The organism is Gilvimarinus agarilyticus (assembly GCF_000832015.1).
GTDB lineage: Bacteria > Pseudomonadota > Gammaproteobacteria > Pseudomonadales > Cellvibrionaceae > Gilvimarinus > Gilvimarinus agarilyticus.
The window spans coordinates 1,586,779-1,601,793 of the sequence record NZ_JXCJ01000001.1 but is presented as its reverse complement, the minus strand read 5'-3'; the positions used below and the strand labels follow the sequence as shown (position 1 = coordinate 1,601,793).

Annotated in this window: 15 protein-coding genes and 6 tRNA genes; 5 read left to right on the top strand and 16 right to left on the bottom strand. The window is 54.7% G+C overall.

Translation table 11 applies throughout. The features are described 5' to 3' along the window. Positions 1-13: 13 nt before the first annotated feature. From SD69_RS07010 to SD69_RS07000, 3 genes are all read right to left on the bottom strand, one after another. Positions 14-90: transfer RNA gene (locus tag SD69_RS07010), tRNA-Arg, on the bottom strand. A gap of 445 nt (positions 91-535) precedes the next feature. Continuing rightward, a tRNA-Ser gene (locus SD69_RS07005) sits at positions 536-623 on the bottom strand. 83 nt (positions 624-706) lie between these two features. Then, on the bottom strand, positions 707-1,270 hold the full coding sequence (locus SD69_RS07000) for a nitroreductase family protein (RefSeq protein ID WP_041524541.1): 564 nt from the start codon (positions 1,268-1,270) through the stop codon (positions 707-709). A 246-nt stretch (positions 1,271-1,516) separates the two neighbouring features. Between SD69_RS07000 and SD69_RS06995 the strand changes: the two genes are divergently transcribed. Next, positions 1,517-2,899, top strand: coding sequence for an adenylate/guanylate cyclase domain-containing protein (locus SD69_RS06995; RefSeq protein ID WP_041522637.1), 1,383 nt, complete (start codon positions 1,517-1,519; stop codon positions 2,897-2,899). Positions 2,900-2,906: 7 nt separating this feature from the next. Here SD69_RS06995 and queF read toward each other — a convergent pair whose 3' ends face one another. The 3 genes from queF to SD69_RS06980 are packed head-to-tail and all read right to left on the bottom strand — an operon-like array spanning position 2,907 to position 5,474. After that, positions 2,907-3,749: an NADPH-dependent 7-cyano-7-deazaguanine reductase QueF gene (queF, locus tag SD69_RS06990; protein WP_041522636.1), complete on the bottom strand. Its 843-nt coding sequence runs from the start codon at positions 3,747-3,749 to the stop codon at positions 2,907-2,909. Between the two features lie 16 nt (positions 3,750-3,765). Further along, a complete protein-coding gene (locus SD69_RS06985) occupies positions 3,766-4,539 on the bottom strand; it encodes an ABC transporter permease (protein ID WP_041522635.1) in 774 nt (257 codons plus the stop codon). Further along, entirely contained in the window at positions 4,539-5,474 is a 936-nt protein-coding gene (locus SD69_RS06980) for an ABC transporter ATP-binding protein (protein WP_041522634.1), read from the bottom strand. Before SD69_RS06980 ends, SD69_RS06985 begins: the two co-directional genes overlap by 1 nt. 61 nt (positions 5,475-5,535) lie before the next feature. On the opposite strand from SD69_RS06980, the gene SD69_RS06975 reads away from it, so the two are divergent. Next, positions 5,536-5,940, top strand: a complete 405-nt coding sequence (locus tag SD69_RS06975) for a PA2817 family protein (RefSeq protein ID WP_041522633.1) — start codon at positions 5,536-5,538, stop codon at positions 5,938-5,940. 620 nt (positions 5,941-6,560) lie between these two features. Here the strand turns inward: SD69_RS06975 and SD69_RS06970 are convergent. From SD69_RS06970 to SD69_RS06955, 4 genes are all read right to left on the bottom strand, one after another. After that, positions 6,561-6,635: transfer RNA gene (locus SD69_RS06970), tRNA-Gly, on the bottom strand. A 1-nt stretch (position 6,636) separates the two neighbouring features. Continuing rightward, positions 6,637-6,712, bottom strand: a tRNA-Glu gene (locus SD69_RS06965). A 51-nt stretch (positions 6,713-6,763) separates the two neighbouring features. Next, a tRNA-Gly gene (locus SD69_RS06960) sits at positions 6,764-6,838 on the bottom strand. Between the two features lies 1 nt (position 6,839). Then, positions 6,840-6,915: transfer RNA gene (locus tag SD69_RS06955), tRNA-Glu, on the bottom strand. A 233-nt stretch (positions 6,916-7,148) separates the two neighbouring features. On the opposite strand from SD69_RS06955, the gene SD69_RS06950 reads away from it, so the two are divergent. Further along, positions 7,149-7,910, top strand: a complete 762-nt coding sequence (locus tag SD69_RS06950; RefSeq protein WP_041522632.1) for a hypothetical protein — start codon at positions 7,149-7,151, stop codon at positions 7,908-7,910. Between the two features lie 25 nt (positions 7,911-7,935). On the opposite strand, the gene msrB is transcribed toward SD69_RS06950, so the two are convergent. Continuing rightward, the gene (msrB, locus tag SD69_RS06945; protein WP_041522631.1) at positions 7,936-8,331 is read right to left on the bottom strand and encodes a peptide-methionine (R)-S-oxide reductase MsrB; all 396 of its coding nucleotides are present in this window, start codon (positions 8,329-8,331) and stop codon (positions 7,936-7,938) included. A 164-nt stretch (positions 8,332-8,495) separates the two neighbouring features. On the opposite strand from msrB, the gene SD69_RS06940 reads away from it, so the two are divergent. Both SD69_RS06940 and SD69_RS06935 read left to right on the top strand, forming a co-directional pair. Further along, on the top strand, positions 8,496-9,710 hold the full coding sequence (locus SD69_RS06940) for a pyridoxal phosphate-dependent aminotransferase (protein ID WP_041522630.1): 1,215 nt from the start codon (positions 8,496-8,498) through the stop codon (positions 9,708-9,710). A 12-nt stretch (positions 9,711-9,722) separates the two neighbouring features. Further along, positions 9,723-10,187: a hypothetical protein gene (locus SD69_RS06935; protein ID WP_041522629.1), complete on the top strand. Its 465-nt coding sequence runs from the start codon at positions 9,723-9,725 to the stop codon at positions 10,185-10,187. Here the strand turns inward: SD69_RS06935 and SD69_RS06930 are convergent. The 5 genes from SD69_RS06930 to SD69_RS06910 form a co-directional block, all read right to left on the bottom strand. Beyond that, positions 10,162-11,127, bottom strand: coding sequence for a class I SAM-dependent methyltransferase (locus tag SD69_RS06930; RefSeq protein ID WP_052480961.1), 966 nt, complete (start codon positions 11,125-11,127; stop codon positions 10,162-10,164). The two genes, SD69_RS06935 and SD69_RS06930, sit on opposite strands and share 26 nt — an antisense overlap. Continuing rightward, positions 11,124-12,266 carry an ATP-NAD kinase family protein gene (locus SD69_RS06925; protein ID WP_041522628.1) on the bottom strand — a complete coding sequence of 381 codons (1,143 nt, stop codon included), beginning with the start codon at positions 12,264-12,266 and terminating at the stop codon, positions 11,124-11,126. Before SD69_RS06925 ends, SD69_RS06930 begins: the two co-directional genes overlap by 4 nt. 105 nt (positions 12,267-12,371) lie before the next feature. After that, positions 12,372-13,511 (bottom strand): 4-phosphoerythronate dehydrogenase, encoded by a 1,140-nt coding sequence (locus tag SD69_RS06920; protein ID WP_041522627.1) that lies wholly within the window; start codon positions 13,509-13,511, stop codon positions 12,372-12,374. A gap of 5 nt (positions 13,512-13,516) precedes the next feature. Next, on the bottom strand, positions 13,517-14,416 hold the full coding sequence (locus SD69_RS06915) for a 5'-3' exonuclease (RefSeq protein ID WP_052480960.1): 900 nt from the start codon (positions 14,414-14,416) through the stop codon (positions 13,517-13,519). Continuing rightward, positions 14,413-14,982, bottom strand: a complete 570-nt coding sequence (locus SD69_RS06910; RefSeq protein WP_052480959.1) for an elongation factor P hydroxylase — start codon at positions 14,980-14,982, stop codon at positions 14,413-14,415. Before SD69_RS06910 ends, SD69_RS06915 begins: the two co-directional genes overlap by 4 nt. Between the last annotated feature and the right edge of the window lie 33 nt (positions 14,983-15,015).

The window sequence follows — 15,015 nt, the reverse complement described above, 5'->3', positions numbered from 1 at the left end:
TCAGACTTCAATATGGCGCACTCGGGAGGATTCGAACCTCCGACCGCTCGGTTCGTAGCCGAGTACTCTATCCAGCTGAGCTACGAGTGCGTTGTTAAGAGGCGCGTATATTAGTGATTCAACTTGTCATCGTCAAGCGATACGCGCTGTATTTTTTGTGTTTTTTGCGATTTAATCCGTTATTGATTGTTGTGCAGCCAACCTGATGAAATTCTCTACAGCTAAGCGGCAAACTCAACGGCAACACAAAAAACCGATCAATCGCTTGCGAACACCTGACCTTAATCCCTTTGACCATCGCAGGCTAACATGCAGAAAAGTCTCACCCTCCTACATATTTATAAAAAGCCCCGCCTGAGCGCGGCTTTTTATATGGCGGTGAGGGAGGGATTAACCAAAACACGTCATGTGTTTTGCCCTAGGGGCTCCCTTCGGTCGGTTCAAACCGCTCCCGGCGGTTTGTCGAACCCGGCGAGGGCTCTCACCCTCCCGCACCTTTATAAGCAAAGCCTCGTCTCGGCGCGGCTTTTTTATATGGCGGTGAGGGAGGGATTCGAACCCTCGAACGGTTGCCCGTTACACGCTTTCCAGGCGTGCGCCTTCAGCCACTCGGCCACCTCACCATACAACTGCAAACAGCTCTCAAAGAGACCTTTTTGCGAGGCGCGAATCCTACACAAATCGCACGCTAAACGCAACGGCAAGTCTAGGATTGCGGCCAGCTCTGGCAGCGGCCCGATAAATCGGGGGTAGCAGCCTGGGGCAATGCTTTAACCGGTGTGCCCAGATACATATAACCGATCAGCCGTTCATTAGCCTGTAGACCCAGCCCAGATAGTACATGCTCATTATAGGCCATATCGCCAGTGCGCCAGATAACCCCTAACCCCTGAGCGTAAGCGCCATTGACGATATTCTGCGCAGCAGCGCCGGCGCACAGTAACTGCTCTACTTCGGGGACCTTGGGGTGATCTTGCAGTTGCGCAATGACAACCAACAACAGCGGTGCCCGCAATGGCATATTACGCAGCTTGGTTTGCAGGGTTTCGCTTAAGCTGGGCTCTTCACGCAGCGCCGAGCGGCAAAATAACTCGCCCAGCGCCTCGCGAGCCTCACCCTCAATCGTCAAAAATCGCCAGGGGCGCAATAGCCCATGATCGGCAGCGCGGGCGGCGCACTGCAGCAAAGTATCAAGCTGCCCGGCGGTAGGGGCCGGGGCATCCAGCTTGGCAACCGAGGCGCGCTGAGTCAGGGCGGCTATCGCATCCATATTTGCTTCGCTCTTACTGTTAAAAGGGGCGGTATTGTAGCACGATGCAAAAAAAGCGCTGCTTAGGATTGTCGCCAAAATCAACCAGACCACCTTATAAACCTACCCACTCCGCGCCTGTCGCATATCAACTATACTTAGCAAAATGTGCCAACCCGCTGCAGCCATAGACGACCACAAGGCTTCGCGTATAAGATGTTGGCCGTCGCTTTACTCCATAAGCATGCTAGCTAGGCAAACAATACAATGACAAAAGCTGCACTACCGGACGCTGAAAACTCAGAATCGATACTGCAACAGTATTACTTTCGCACCCTCATCTGTTTTGCCGCTGGCGGTACGTTAGCCGCCATGATGGACTGGAACAATATTAACTGGGTGTACGTCGGCGCTATTATTTATATGCTGATTTATGCCTACGCCAGCTTTACTTATACAAAGCAGCTCCCCCCCGAGGCGGTCCCCAAAGCGACCCGTATCCTCTCTTACGCAGATGCCGCTCTGATTGGGGTTGTACTCAATCTTATTAATTTTTCGTTGCTGCCGTGTATTTTATTTTTGGCAATGATTCAATTTAATGCCTTGCTGACTGGCGGCCTGCGACGCTGGTTAGAGGATAACGCCGCCATGGCAACCGGCGTGGTGATCAGCATGTTGATACACCGTCCTCAGTGGATTTTTCACAGCAACATTCAAATCAGCGCCGTGAGCCTTATCGGTATCATTACCTACTTTCTCGCCTACGCGCTTTATATGCACCAAAAATTTCACAAACTAAAACTCAGTAATACCAAGCTACTAAACGAACAAAAGTGGCACAAAATCCGCGCGTACAAATTATCGCGTTATCTGGCCCCCGCGGTATGGCAGGCAGTGAACCAAGGGCGAGACGAAACACTGCAAGCAGAGCGCAAAAAGGTCACTGTTTTCTTTTCTGACATTAAAAACTTTAGTCAGTTGTCAGAAGAGATGGAAGCCGAGGCGCTCACAGAGTTACTTAACCAGTACCTCACCGAAATGACCAAAATCGTGACCCACTTTGGCGGTACCATCGATAAGTTTATGGGTGACGCGGTGATGGTGCTGTACGGTGACAGCGGCAGTAAAGGCGTAAAAGATGACTGCCTCCGCTGCGTAAGCATGGCCATTGCCATGAAAAAACGCATGAAATCTCTACAGCAGGAATGGCACAACCAAGGCATTAAAAAACCCTTGCAAATTCGTATGGGCATCAACACCGGTTACTGCACCGTGGGCACCTTTGGCACCTCAAGCCACCTTGATTACACTGTACTCGGCACCCATGTGAACCTGGCCAGCCGCCTGGAGTCGGCCGCCGAGCCGGACGAAATTTTAATCTCTCACGAAACCTGGTCTCTGGTTAAAGATTCCGTTTTGTGCCGCGACAAAGGCGACATCACCGTTAAAGGCTTTAGCGCCCCGGTTAAGGTGTATCAGGTAGCAGGACTGCGCAAAGATATGGGCCGAAACCAAACCTACTTTGAAGATCGCGCCGAGGGCTTCTCGATGTACCTCGATCTCGAGAAGGTGCGCAATTACGATAAAGAGCAAGTGTTAACGGCGCTGAAAAAAGCCGCCGAAAAACTCAAAGACAAGGTGATTGTTTAAGCTTCAGCTACTGCCGTATTAAGCGTATCGCACCCGGCGCCGTACCCGGCTCGCTGCTGCGAAACGGATTAATATCCAAGCCACCGCGGCGGGTATATCGCGCGTACACCTCAAGTTTACGCGGTGCACAACGCTCGGTGATATCGCAAAACATCCGCTCGACGCAGTGCTCATGAAAATCCTGATGCTCACGAAACGAGACGATATAACGCAGCAACCCAGCCGGATCTATCTCGTCACCCTCGTACGCAATCCACACACTGGCCCAATCGGGCTGACCGGTCACCGGACAGTTAGTTTTTAGCAAATCGCTGTACCAGGCGCGCGATACAAGCGCATCGCCCGAGGCACACAAATAATCCGGGTGCGGGTGATAGTGCTCGATGGCGATATCCTGCTGATCAAGGCACTGAGCGTTAAAAGGCGCCACCGAAAAATCAGCTTGCACGTTACCACCAGCGGCCAGAGGCGCCACGGTAACTTTTACCTCAGCGCCCGCAGCCGCGGTTAGGTCTTGCGCAATTTGGTTCTGCAGCTGCCCTACATTAGCCACGGATGTTTGGTTAAACGAGTTAAGGTAAAGCTTAATGGACTTTGATTCGACAATATTGGGGCTATCGCAAGGCAAGGTGAACTCGATCAGCGCCACTTGCGGCAGGCCCTTATCGTTAAGCCAGGACAGCTCATACCCGGTCCACACATCTACCCCGTGAAACGGTAGCGCACTATCCACGACACCCAGCGCTCGACGCGACTCGGCCCGCGCAATAGGATACAACAAGCTCGGATCGTACTGGCTTATGTAGGCCGATGTTTTACCCAGCGGGCTATCACCTATGGTGTGACTCATAATCAACTCCTAAGCCTTAAGCGCGCAGGCGCGAGCCGTTCTTTAACAGGTACAAGCTCACCGCAAACAACACTGCGGTAAACAGCAACAATCCGGCAAAGGCGTAGCCGATATTCTCGCCGCCGGTGCCGAGCAAGCCGTAACGAAAGGCACCCACCATGTGTAAGATCGGATTAAGCTGCGACACCCATTGCCAAAACTCGGGCAAGACACTCACCGAATAAAAAACACCACCCAAATAGGTAAGCGGTGTTAAGACAAAGGTGGGCACAATGGAGATATCGTCAAACGTGTTGGCGTAAACGGCATTAATAAACCCCGCCAGCGAGAAAAACAAAGACGTTAACACCACAATCGTAATCGTCAGTGGCCAGCTGTGTACCTGAATATCAGTGAACAACAAAGACACTACTGTCACCAAGACACCAACGCTCAAGCCGCGCGCCATGCCGCCCATACAATAACCCAATAAAATAATCACATTGGGGGTCGGGCTGACCAAAATCTCTTCTATCGAGCGCTGAAACTTAGCACTAAAAAATGAAGAGGTAACATTGGAGTAAGAATTCGTCAGCACCGCCATCATTATTAAACCCGGCACCACAAACTGCATATAAGGGATGCCATCCATGGTACCAATACGGCTGCCAATCAACTTACCAAAAATCACAAAATACAGTGACATGGTGATAACCGGTGGCAGCAAAGTCTGCACCCAGATACGGGAAAAGCGCTTAACCTCTTTGCGGACGATGGTGGACAGAGCCACCCACTGCTGTGCCAACTGCATTATTCTGCCCCCTGCTCGTCCAACTGACCGTTAATTAATGAAACAAACAACTCCTCTAAACGGTTGGCTTTGTTGCGCATACTTACCACCTGAACCCCCTGCGCCGAGAGCTGATCAAACAACTGATTGAGCGACTGCCCTTTCTCAACCTCCACCTCAAAGCAGTGCTCGTCTACCAACTCCACGCCATGGCCGGCAATAACCGGAGCAGCCGTTAACGCACCCGAGCAGTCAAACACAAACACCTCTTTGTTTAACCGCTGAAGCAGCGAGCGCATGCTGGTGTTTTGCACAATCTCGCCGCGGTCGATAATCGCCACATTGCGGCACAGGCTTTCGGCCTCTTCCAAATAGTGGGTAGTTAAAATAATGGTGGTGCCCTGGGCGTTTATCTCGCGCAAAAACTCCCACATGGAGCGGCGCAGCTCAATATCCACCCCCGCGGTAGGCTCATCCAAAATAAGTACACGCGGCTCATGCACCAGCGCCCGGGCAATCATTAACCGGCGCTTCATGCCGCCGGAGAGCATCCGGGCCGGCGTATGACGCTTATCCCACAGGCCCAGCTTCTCTAGGTATTTATCGGCCTGGACCTCGGCCTTAGCGCGAGGCAGGCCATAGTAGCCCGCCTGCTGCAAGACGATATCCCGCACCTTTTCAAATTGGCTGAAATTAAATTCCTGGGGTACGATGCCCAACTCCTGCTTGGCCTCAGAAAAATGGGTATCGATATTGTGGCCAAACACGCTCACCTCGCCCGCGCTTTTGCGCACCAGCGAGCTGATAATACCAATGGTGGTCGATTTGCCCGCACCATTGGGGCCAAGTACCGCAAAGAAATCACCGGCCTGCACCTCCAGTGAGATGCCTTTGAGCGCCTCAAATTGGTTGCCGTATACTTTGCGAAGATTTTTAATCGAAAGAGCAGCTGTCATAATTGCCTACTTTTATCACCGGAGCCCTGCTCCGCCTGATCAATGTATTGAGGAATACGCCATGAGCCAAACCGGCGCCGAAGCACAGTACCTTGCGTATATGCGTAAACTGGTCACCCAATTTACTCAAAGCGTGCAACAGCAACCGCCGTTTATCGAAGACGACTGCGACGAACAGCATCTGGCGTTTTTGCAACGTTTAGAGGCGCTGCCGCAACAGCGCGGAAGCGAGTACGCCGAAGAGGGGCAAACACTCATGTGCCAGAGCATTGCCGCCTACCCGCACTTAACGCCGCTGCTGCCGCGCGATCTGCTTTGGCACTTTGGCGGCGATTGCCTGCACTTTATGCCCGATGAAGAGATCGATCGCTTTCAGCGACTGGATGAGCAGCGCCACGAGGCCGAGCAGACGGGACAAGACTTCGACTACGAGCGCGAACGAGCAAGAGCGCTCGGGCTCCATTAACGAGCGGCATTGTAACAGAGCGAGCTTAAGCCAGGTAACCGCCCGCCCCTTAAAGACCGCGTGAAGCGCCTGCGACGCAGCGCTAAGGCCAGGTTGCCAGCCAATCCCGCAAAGGCAGAGGCCTTGGCAACCGAAGACACTAGACCCCCGCATTCGCGGGGGTGACGAGACTCAAGCAAGGCCCTGCAGAAAAACCTCCCCTCCCGCCCACTTAACGGCACAAAACCTAACCGAAACAAAAAAGCCAGCCGGAGCTGACTTCTTTTGTAGAATATGGAGCAGGACCAATACGCCGGGAGCGTATTTGCACAGCGAACGCTGCCCGCAGGGCGAAGGCCACGGATGGACTGAGTGTAACGAGGCGTAGCCTCGGTTGCCACCCATCTAACGGCACAAAACTTACAGGCACAAAAAAAGCCAGCCGGGGCTGACTTCTTTTGTAGAATATGGAGCGGGACCAATACGCCGGGAGCGTATTTGCACAGCGAGCGCTGCCCGCAGGGCGAAGGCCACGGATGGCCTGAGTGTAACGAGGCGTAGCCTCGGTTGCCGCCCATCTAACGGCACAAAACTTTCAGGCACAAAAAAAGCCAGCCGGAGCTGACTTCTTTTGTAGAATATGGAGCGGGAAACGAGGCTCGAACTCGCGACCCCAACCTTGGCAAGGTTGTGCTCTACCACTGAGCTATTCCCGCATGGCGTCCCCTAGGGGAGTCGAACCCCTGTTACCGCCGTGAAAGGGCGGTGTCCTAGGCCTCTAGACGAAGGGGACAGGACATCTCTCTTACTTTACGTGCATCCGCCACCCCCAATAAGGGGGAAATGGAGCGGGAAACGAGGCTCGAACTCGCGACCCCAACCTTGGCAAGGTTGTGCTCTACCACTGAGCTATTCCCGCATGGCGTCCCCTAGGGGAGTCGAACCCCTGTTACCGCCGTGAAAGGGCGGTGTCCTAGGCCTCTAGACGAAGGGGACACACGTCTCGTAAAAGAGGGGCGCATTCTAAGTAGAGCGTGCCCACCTGTCAACACTTAATATAGGATTTTTTTAATGAAGCTAAACAACAACTTAGCGCCAGGCAAAAGCTGCCTATAAAGCGACCAAACAGGCCGCCAGAGAACAGAAAATGCTATACTAAGCGACATTCACCCAAATAGCTTTGGCCCAAAATCAACTAAGGACACACCAGCGCACCTAAAGGTACCCCTATGTCGTCCGTCTATATAATAATCGCCATCGTCGCGCTCGTTACAGCGTTGGTCTGTTATGCCTTCATTAGCCAGCAGCTGGCCAAAAAACGCAAGCAGCGCCTGCGCCTGTTAAACGCTCTGAAGCAAAGGCTCGACCTATTTAAACAAGTCGTCAGCGGTATGCCAGCGGGTTACTTACCCAGCGAGCTTAACGCACTGGTTTATCAAGTGCTTGTTAATACACTAGAACAATTGGCTAAAATTGCCCCTAAAGAAAATTACGCCGCCGAGGCAAGCGAGTACCAAAAGCAATTTAAAGCTAGCAAAGAGGCCGCCGAGCGAACCCGTCTAAACCCCGAGCAAGCCACTCAGGTACAACCGCTACTGAAAGAGCTGGCCCGCTATATCGGTGCCCAAACCGAGAGCGGACGGCTCTCCAAGGCGCAGGCCAGTAAGCTGCTGGGGCAATGCCGCAGGCTATTACTGCAGAGCACTATCGAGGGCTATATTAGTCAAGCCAAACAAGCACGCAGCGATAAAAAACTGCGTCTCGCTATTCACCACTACAGCACGGCGCGCAAACTTTTGTTAAAAGAGGCCGGGCAGCAAGACGTTACTAAGCAGGTAGCGCAACTAAGTGCGGTTATTACCAAGCTAGAGCAAGAAGATGCCACCTTAAACAAACCCGCCAGTGTCAGCGCGGAAGAAGCCGACAGCAATAAAGCGTGGGACGAGTTTGAAGAAGACGGCGACTGGAAAAAGAAACAGCTGTACGACTGAGCAATTAACGGAAACGAGGCCCGCGCTAAGATTCGTCCAGCTTTATCGAGGCCGAGTTAATGCAGTAGCGCAACCCGGTCGGTGCCGGGCCATCGGGAAACACATGGCCCAGATGACTACCACAGTTATGACACAGCACCTCTGTGCGGCGCATGCCGTGGCTTGCATCAAACTCTTCGTCAATCGCACTGCCATCGGCCGGGGTCGAAAAGCTCGGCCAGCCGCAGCCGGCATCAAATTTAGTCTCCGATTCAAACAATAGCGCCCCGCAACCACGGCAGTGGTAACGGCCATCGGCAAAAACATCCCAATACTCGCCGGTAAACGGCGCCTCGGTGCCTTTTTCGCGGCACACGTAGTACTGCTCGGGGGTGAGCACCTCACGCCAATGCTCCTCGGTAAAGGTAGGCTTGTCAGACATATAAAACTCCTGTGAACGCCGTTAGTAGCAAACAGCAGCAGCCGACGCGGAAAACGTGCGACCAAGACATTCAGTATTATTAAGCGGCACCCTTGACACTTGGGGTGGCGAGACCGGATCATTGCTGATCGGCACACAAAAAGACCTAAGGCATCTTAACGCAAATGGATACGATTCAAAAATCCGCCAAACTAAATGGCGTTTGCTACGACATTCGCGGCCCGGTCCTTGAGCACGCTTACCGGCTTGAGGAAGAAGGCCACCGCATTATGAAACTTAACATCGGCAACCCGGCGCCGTTTGGTTTTGCCGCACCCGATGAGATTATTCAGGATGTGATTTACAACCTACCCAATGCCGAGGGTTACGTAGCCTCGCGCGGTCTGTTTGCCGCGCGCAAAGCCATTATGCAAGAGTGCCAAAAGCTGCGCATTCCCAACGTCGACATTGACGATATCTACCTGGGCAATGGTGTTAGCGAACTCATTGTGATGTCGATGCAGGCGCTGCTCAATAACGGCGATGAGATGCTGATCCCGGCGCCTGACTACCCGCTGTGGACGGCCGCTGTGAACCTGGCCGGCGGCAAAGCGGTGCACTACCGCTGCGATGAACAATCGGATTGGTTTCCGGACATTGAGGATATCGCCAGCAAGATTACCGATAAAACCCGGGGCATTGTCGTAATTAACCCCAATAACCCCACCGGTGCGGTCTACAACCAAGACATACTGGAGAAAATCGTCAAGCTGGCTGAGGAAAAAGGCCTGATTATCTACGCCGACGAAATTTACAGTAAGATTTTGTACGATGACGCCGAATTTGTACCCCTCGGGCGACTGGTACAAGACACTCTATGCATCAGTTTTAACGGCTTATCCAAGTCTTACCGGCTAGCGGGTTTTCGCTCGGGCTGGATGATCGTCAGCGGCGCCAAACACAAAGCCAAAAATTATCTAGAGGGCATTGAGATGCTTGCGTCGATGCGCCTGTGTGCCAATGTGCCGGCCATGTACGCGGTGCAGACAGCGCTGGGCGGCTATCAGAGTATTAACGAGCTGATTTTACCCGGTGGCCGATTGCGCGATCAGCGCGACGCGGCATTAAAAGCACTGGCGGATATACCGGGTATCAGTTGCGTCAAACCAAAAGGCGCGCTTTATCTCTTCCCCAAAATCGATTTGGACATGCACAAAATCAAAGACGACCAGCAAATGGTGTTGGACTTTTTGATTCAGGAAAAGGTGTTGTTGGTGCAAGGTACGGCGTTTAACTGGCCCGAGCGCGACCATTTGCGGATTGTATTTTTACCCCGCGAAGACGAGCTTAGCCGTGCCATCGAGCGCTTTGGTCACTTTATCCAACGCTACCGACAGTAACCTTAGCGCGTTATGGCTGATATACACATTACCGACTTTTACCGCGACGCGGCAAAAGCGCTGAACCAAATTTACGGCAGTTTTCCGCGCTTGATTACAGTGTTTGTCGAGGACATTAGCGGCCCCGACACGCCCGATGAGTTTGGCCTACACAGCCCTCGGCACCAAGCCTGCTTTGCTACGTTATTGTGGCTGGCCTCCGAGGGCTACATCCGCTATCAAGACACCATCCGCCAAGAGGCGATAGACCAGGTTACCCTTACCCACAAGGGTTTTACGTTATTGAGTGCGCAGCTTAGCTGTCGCTCGGCTGCGGCCGACAAAGTCACCCACATCAACCGTCAGCTTTCTGACCAAACCACTCAATGTGAGCTGGTGGGAGACTTCTCGCCAGCCATCGATTTACTGCGGGCTGCACTGCGCACCCGAGCCTCTAGCGCGGTTGACAGCATTATGCAGATCCTGCTGGATCAGTAGCGGGGGCAACCTCAAACTCGAGCAGTTTTAAACACTGCTCGGGATTGGCGTCGGGAAACTCCGGAGCATTTGCCAACCGCCGCACAAATCTTGCGTTGGGGCAGTATTCAGTAAAGCACTGATGTAAAAAATCCGTAGCCAGCTCTGGCGCGTTAAGGCAGGCCAATACGCGGCCGCCCTGGGGCAGCAACTCGGGCAAACGGCGCACTAACTTGGCGTAATCTTTACTGGCCACAAAGCTACCGCGCTGAAAGCTTGGCGGATCAAGAATGACAATATCGTATGGCCCCTGACGCCGGATACGGCTCCAGGATTTTAAAATCTGCTCAGGTAAAAACGCGCTGCGCTGCTTATCGTGCCCATTCAGCTGGTGGTTTTCCCGCCCCCGGGACAACGCCGTTTTACTCATATCGACATTTACCACCTGCGCCGCGCCGGCCGCCACCGCCACCACCGAAAACGCACAGGTATAGGCAAACAGGTTTAGCACCCGCTTACCCGCTGCATTCGCCTCCAACCACCGCCGCCCGGGCTCCATATCCAAAAAGTAGCCGACGTTTTGTTGAGTTAGCGGGTTAAGCAAAAAGCGCAGCGGGCCACGGGCCGCGAACCAACGCTCGGGCATCTCGCCCAGCACGACCTCCGAGGGCGCCCCCTCCAGATAGCGCCGCTGTACGACCAACGTCCAGTTAGCGCTGAGCGCCAACGGTGTAATCCCGGACAATAGTTCATCCAGCCAATGTTGGGGCGGCGCGTCAAACAAGGTAACTAACAAGGCCGGCTGAAAAAAGTCGATGCAGACAAATTCAAGGCCCGGATAACACTGGCCGCGACCGTGAAACAGGCGCCGGCTATCAAGTACTTCGAGGGGCCGGCTGGCGCATTGCTGTGCCAGTGCCTGAAGCGGCTGCAAATCTATCTTGGGGGGTAATTCGCTCATCGGCTGTCCGTTTCGTTTTTGCGGGTATTACCCACGGGATAGAGTATTTGTTGCTGGTAGCCCGTGATCACCGGCCAGGCGCCAGCCAATTGCTGATCGAGCTCGGGATCGTTCGTATCCAATTGCAATGGCCGACCATTAAGAGCTTGCAACTTTTCGGTGGTGGCAATCAGTATGATGTTGTCGCGCCCTACCCGGCGAATAATATCCGGCGCCAACTGTTGATTACCCCGGCCAAAAATATGCCCCTGCCCGCCGATGGCGGTGACGATAATACGCGCCTCGCCACCGTGCGCATCGAGCGCACGGCGAATCTCGTGGGCACCGACATCCACCGCAAGCAGCTCGCAGTTCAGCAGCATATCCACCCCCAGCAGCGTACCGCTTAAGCTCAACTGCTCCAGCAACACCCTGGTGGTGGAGCCCGGCCCCACCAGGTACAACACGTCTGGCTCTAGCTGCTCAACAAGGCTTGCCGCTACATCCAGTTGCAGCAGTTCATCTACCGCGGCGCCGGCGTTTTTCACCTCTTGCAGCCACTGGGGCTCTTCGGGCACCAATAACTCGCTGTAGTGCCTGGCGCGCACCTGCCCTGAGCGAAACGCGTGCTCGTCGATATCTCGCACCTCGCGCTCCACCAGAGGCGCCCACTGGCGCTGCGCCAAACGCTGCAAGATGCAGCCGGCCGCTTCGGGCGAGTTGGCGTACACCCCGGAGTGAATCTTAACGCCCGCGGGCACGCCGATAACCGGCACACTGACACCCACCACGTCGGCGATATTGCGCGCGGTACCATCGCCACCGGCAAACACAATCACATCCACACCGATACTCAGCAGCTGCTGCGCGGCGCGCCGGGTATCACTCTCTTCACTCACCGCCGCGGCGGCTGCGCCAACCGATTCAAACCTTAACCCCAATTGCTGCGCAGTTTCGCCGCCCATGGCGCCATCAAAACCGAACAATATTGCCTCGGCGGGCTCAAGCACGCTAAGCGCACGGCGCATTCGCACCGCAGCGCGCAGCGGTGCGCCGCGCTTTAATGCGAGCTCGCGGGTGGCAGCGCCGTCGCTACCCTTGAGCGCCACACTGCCACCAATACCAGCGAAGGGGTTAATAATGATTCCAAGCCTGAGCATTTGTCACCAGATTGTCATATGGGGTTGTTAACCTGCGCGGCAGACAACCACAGGGCCTTATGTGCCCGTGTCTTTGTCAGTCAAACCTTTTGGTTCTTTTAGGATTTACGTAACAGTAAAACCCAGCGCCGCTAGCGTATTCGCCAGCGGCGTCTTTTTTTCTACTCCCGTCACCTGATAATTATTAAATTCACGGCGCACCGGATAGTGCTTGCGCAGCTGATCAAACCCTTTAGATAGCGCACTTCCCTGCTCCCCAGCCTCAGCCGCCATCGCGCGCAAACGGCTATCGTCGGCGGCGATGTCATATACTTGAGCAATGAGTTGGCGCACGACGTCCCAATCACCGCCCTGAATACTGGCGGCGTTCAACAGGTTATCCGCCACGGCGGGCACGACATCGGCCAGCGCAGTGCTTGGCGCAAGCTCAAATACTTCGCAAAAAGCATCATAGATCATCGCTGTGCCTTTAAGCTTGCCATCAAAGCTATAGCCGGCAATGTGCGGCGAGCCCAGCTCGACATGCTCCAGCAGGTTCAGGTCAATATCCGGCTCCCACTCCCACACATCCAGCACCAGCTGCAAGTCATTGCGCGCGCGCATCACCTGTAACAATGCCTTGTTATCGATCACCGCGCCGCGCCCGCAGTTAAGCAAAATACTCTGTGGCGGCAACTGCAATAATTGCTCTTTAGCCAACAAGTGGCGGCTGGGATGCGACCCCTCGGTGGTGAGCGGAGTATGCATACTGACGATATCGCTTTGCAGCACATCCTCCAGCTCACAGAGATCTGGGTTTTGTTCAATCGACAACAGCGGGTCGTAACAGCGGCATGTGACCCCTTGCGCCAGCAAGGCCTTGTGTAAGGCACCACCCACATTGCCACAGCCAATAATGCCCACTGTTTTATCACGCCAATCAATATTAAGGTGAGCCAGCGCCGCATAAACGTACTCCACCACCGAGTTGGCGTTGCAGCCGGGGGCATTGGTATAGGCAATACCCTGATGATCCAGCCAGCGCTGATCGAGGTGATCCATGCCAATCGTGCAAGTGCCGACGAACTTAACTTTGCTGCCAGCCAGCAGGGTTTCGTTCACCTGGGTGACCGAGCGCACCAACAGCGCATCGGCATCCGCCACATCAGCCGCACTCATGTTGCGTCCGGGCAGGCGCACAATCTCGCCGTGGGCACTAAAAAAAGCATCGGCCAGAGGGATGTTTTCGTCGATCACAATCTTCATAGAAGTTAATCCTGTATTAGTCTACGCGCTCGGTTAACGAGCGTGTCGGTCCAGCCCATAGCGCGGCTGAACTCGGTAAAAGCATTGATATCGGGGGCTTGCGGTTGCAATTGTAGGGGCGACTCGATGAGCGGGATATCGCGCACAATGGTGGCGAGCTGTTGTGCCAGTGCAATTTGCTCGCGCGCCGCCTCAAGTTTGGCGGCCAGGCTCCGGGCGCCCCGCACGGGCACCTGACCCACCTCATCGAGCCGGCCGAGCAGCTCGCTCAACGAGCCAAAATGCCGCAAAAGCGCCGTAGCGGTTTTTGCCCCCACTCCGGGCACGCCCGGAATATCGTCCCCGGCATCACCCACCAGCGCGAGATAATCCACTATTTGCTCCGGCGCGACGCCGAATTTAACCGCAATGTCATCTTGCCCCAGCATCACGCTGGCGCTGTAATCCCATAAGCAATCCTGCGGGCGAGCTAACAGCTGCGCCAGGTCTTTATCGCGGCTGACAATGCCAATGGAGTCAGGCTGGCGGCTACATTGAGCGTAAAGGCTGCCAATTAAGTCGTCGGCCTCATATCGCTCACTGGCAAAGCAGGTTAACCCCAGCAGTCGCGCCGCCTCGGCGCACGCGTTAAGCTGAAACGCCAGCGCTGCGTCTGGCAGTGCGCGAGAGCTTTTATAAAGCGGATAAAGTTCGTGGCGAAAGCCCGTGGTTAAGCTCCCATCAAAACACACCGCCACCTGCACCGGGCTATGGCGTTCGAGCAGCTGCAACAAAAACCCGGTAAAACCGTACACGGTATCCGTCGCATAGTGCTCGGGCACACTAAAGCGGCTCTCGGGCAGCGAGAAGTAGTAGCGAAATATATAGATAGACGCGTCGATCAGGCAAACCGCGGGCGAGCTCAAAGAGACGACCTCGCAAATCGCTCGCTTTGCAGCAGTGACGCCAGCTCTGTGCCAGGGCGATAAAACGCCAAAAGCGCGCGGCAGAAGGTCGCCACCCGGTCGCTCACTCCTTCACGGCACAGGCGCATCACCTCGTTATGGATGGCATCTTTAAAGGTCTCTGAGGGGCCGAGGCCCTGGGCCAGATTATCGGCACTGACCCTAAACTGCACACCGGCAGCCTCCGAGAACAGCCACTCTAAAGCCTGGGGCTTCACTTCAACCCGTTCAAACTCCGCTTGCTGGGAGGCGGTTCGCCCGTCAGGGGCGTACCAATAGCCATAATCATCCTGCCGCCGCCGCGCTGGGCCCGCGACGCTCCAGTGAGCAATTTCGTGCAGTGCGCTGGCAAAATAATCGTGACTGAACTCGATTTGATGAAACCCGCTGTCGCCAGTTGCCGCCCGGTAGAACGGCTCGTCGGCGCCACCGACTAGGCAAGTGCGCTCAGACCGGCGGAAACAGCGGTCAAAGATTGCCACCAAATGCTGGCAATCTGGCGGGATATGTGGGGCAACTGCGGTCAATGTCGTCAACTCGTTTTTAACATCTTAGTTTGC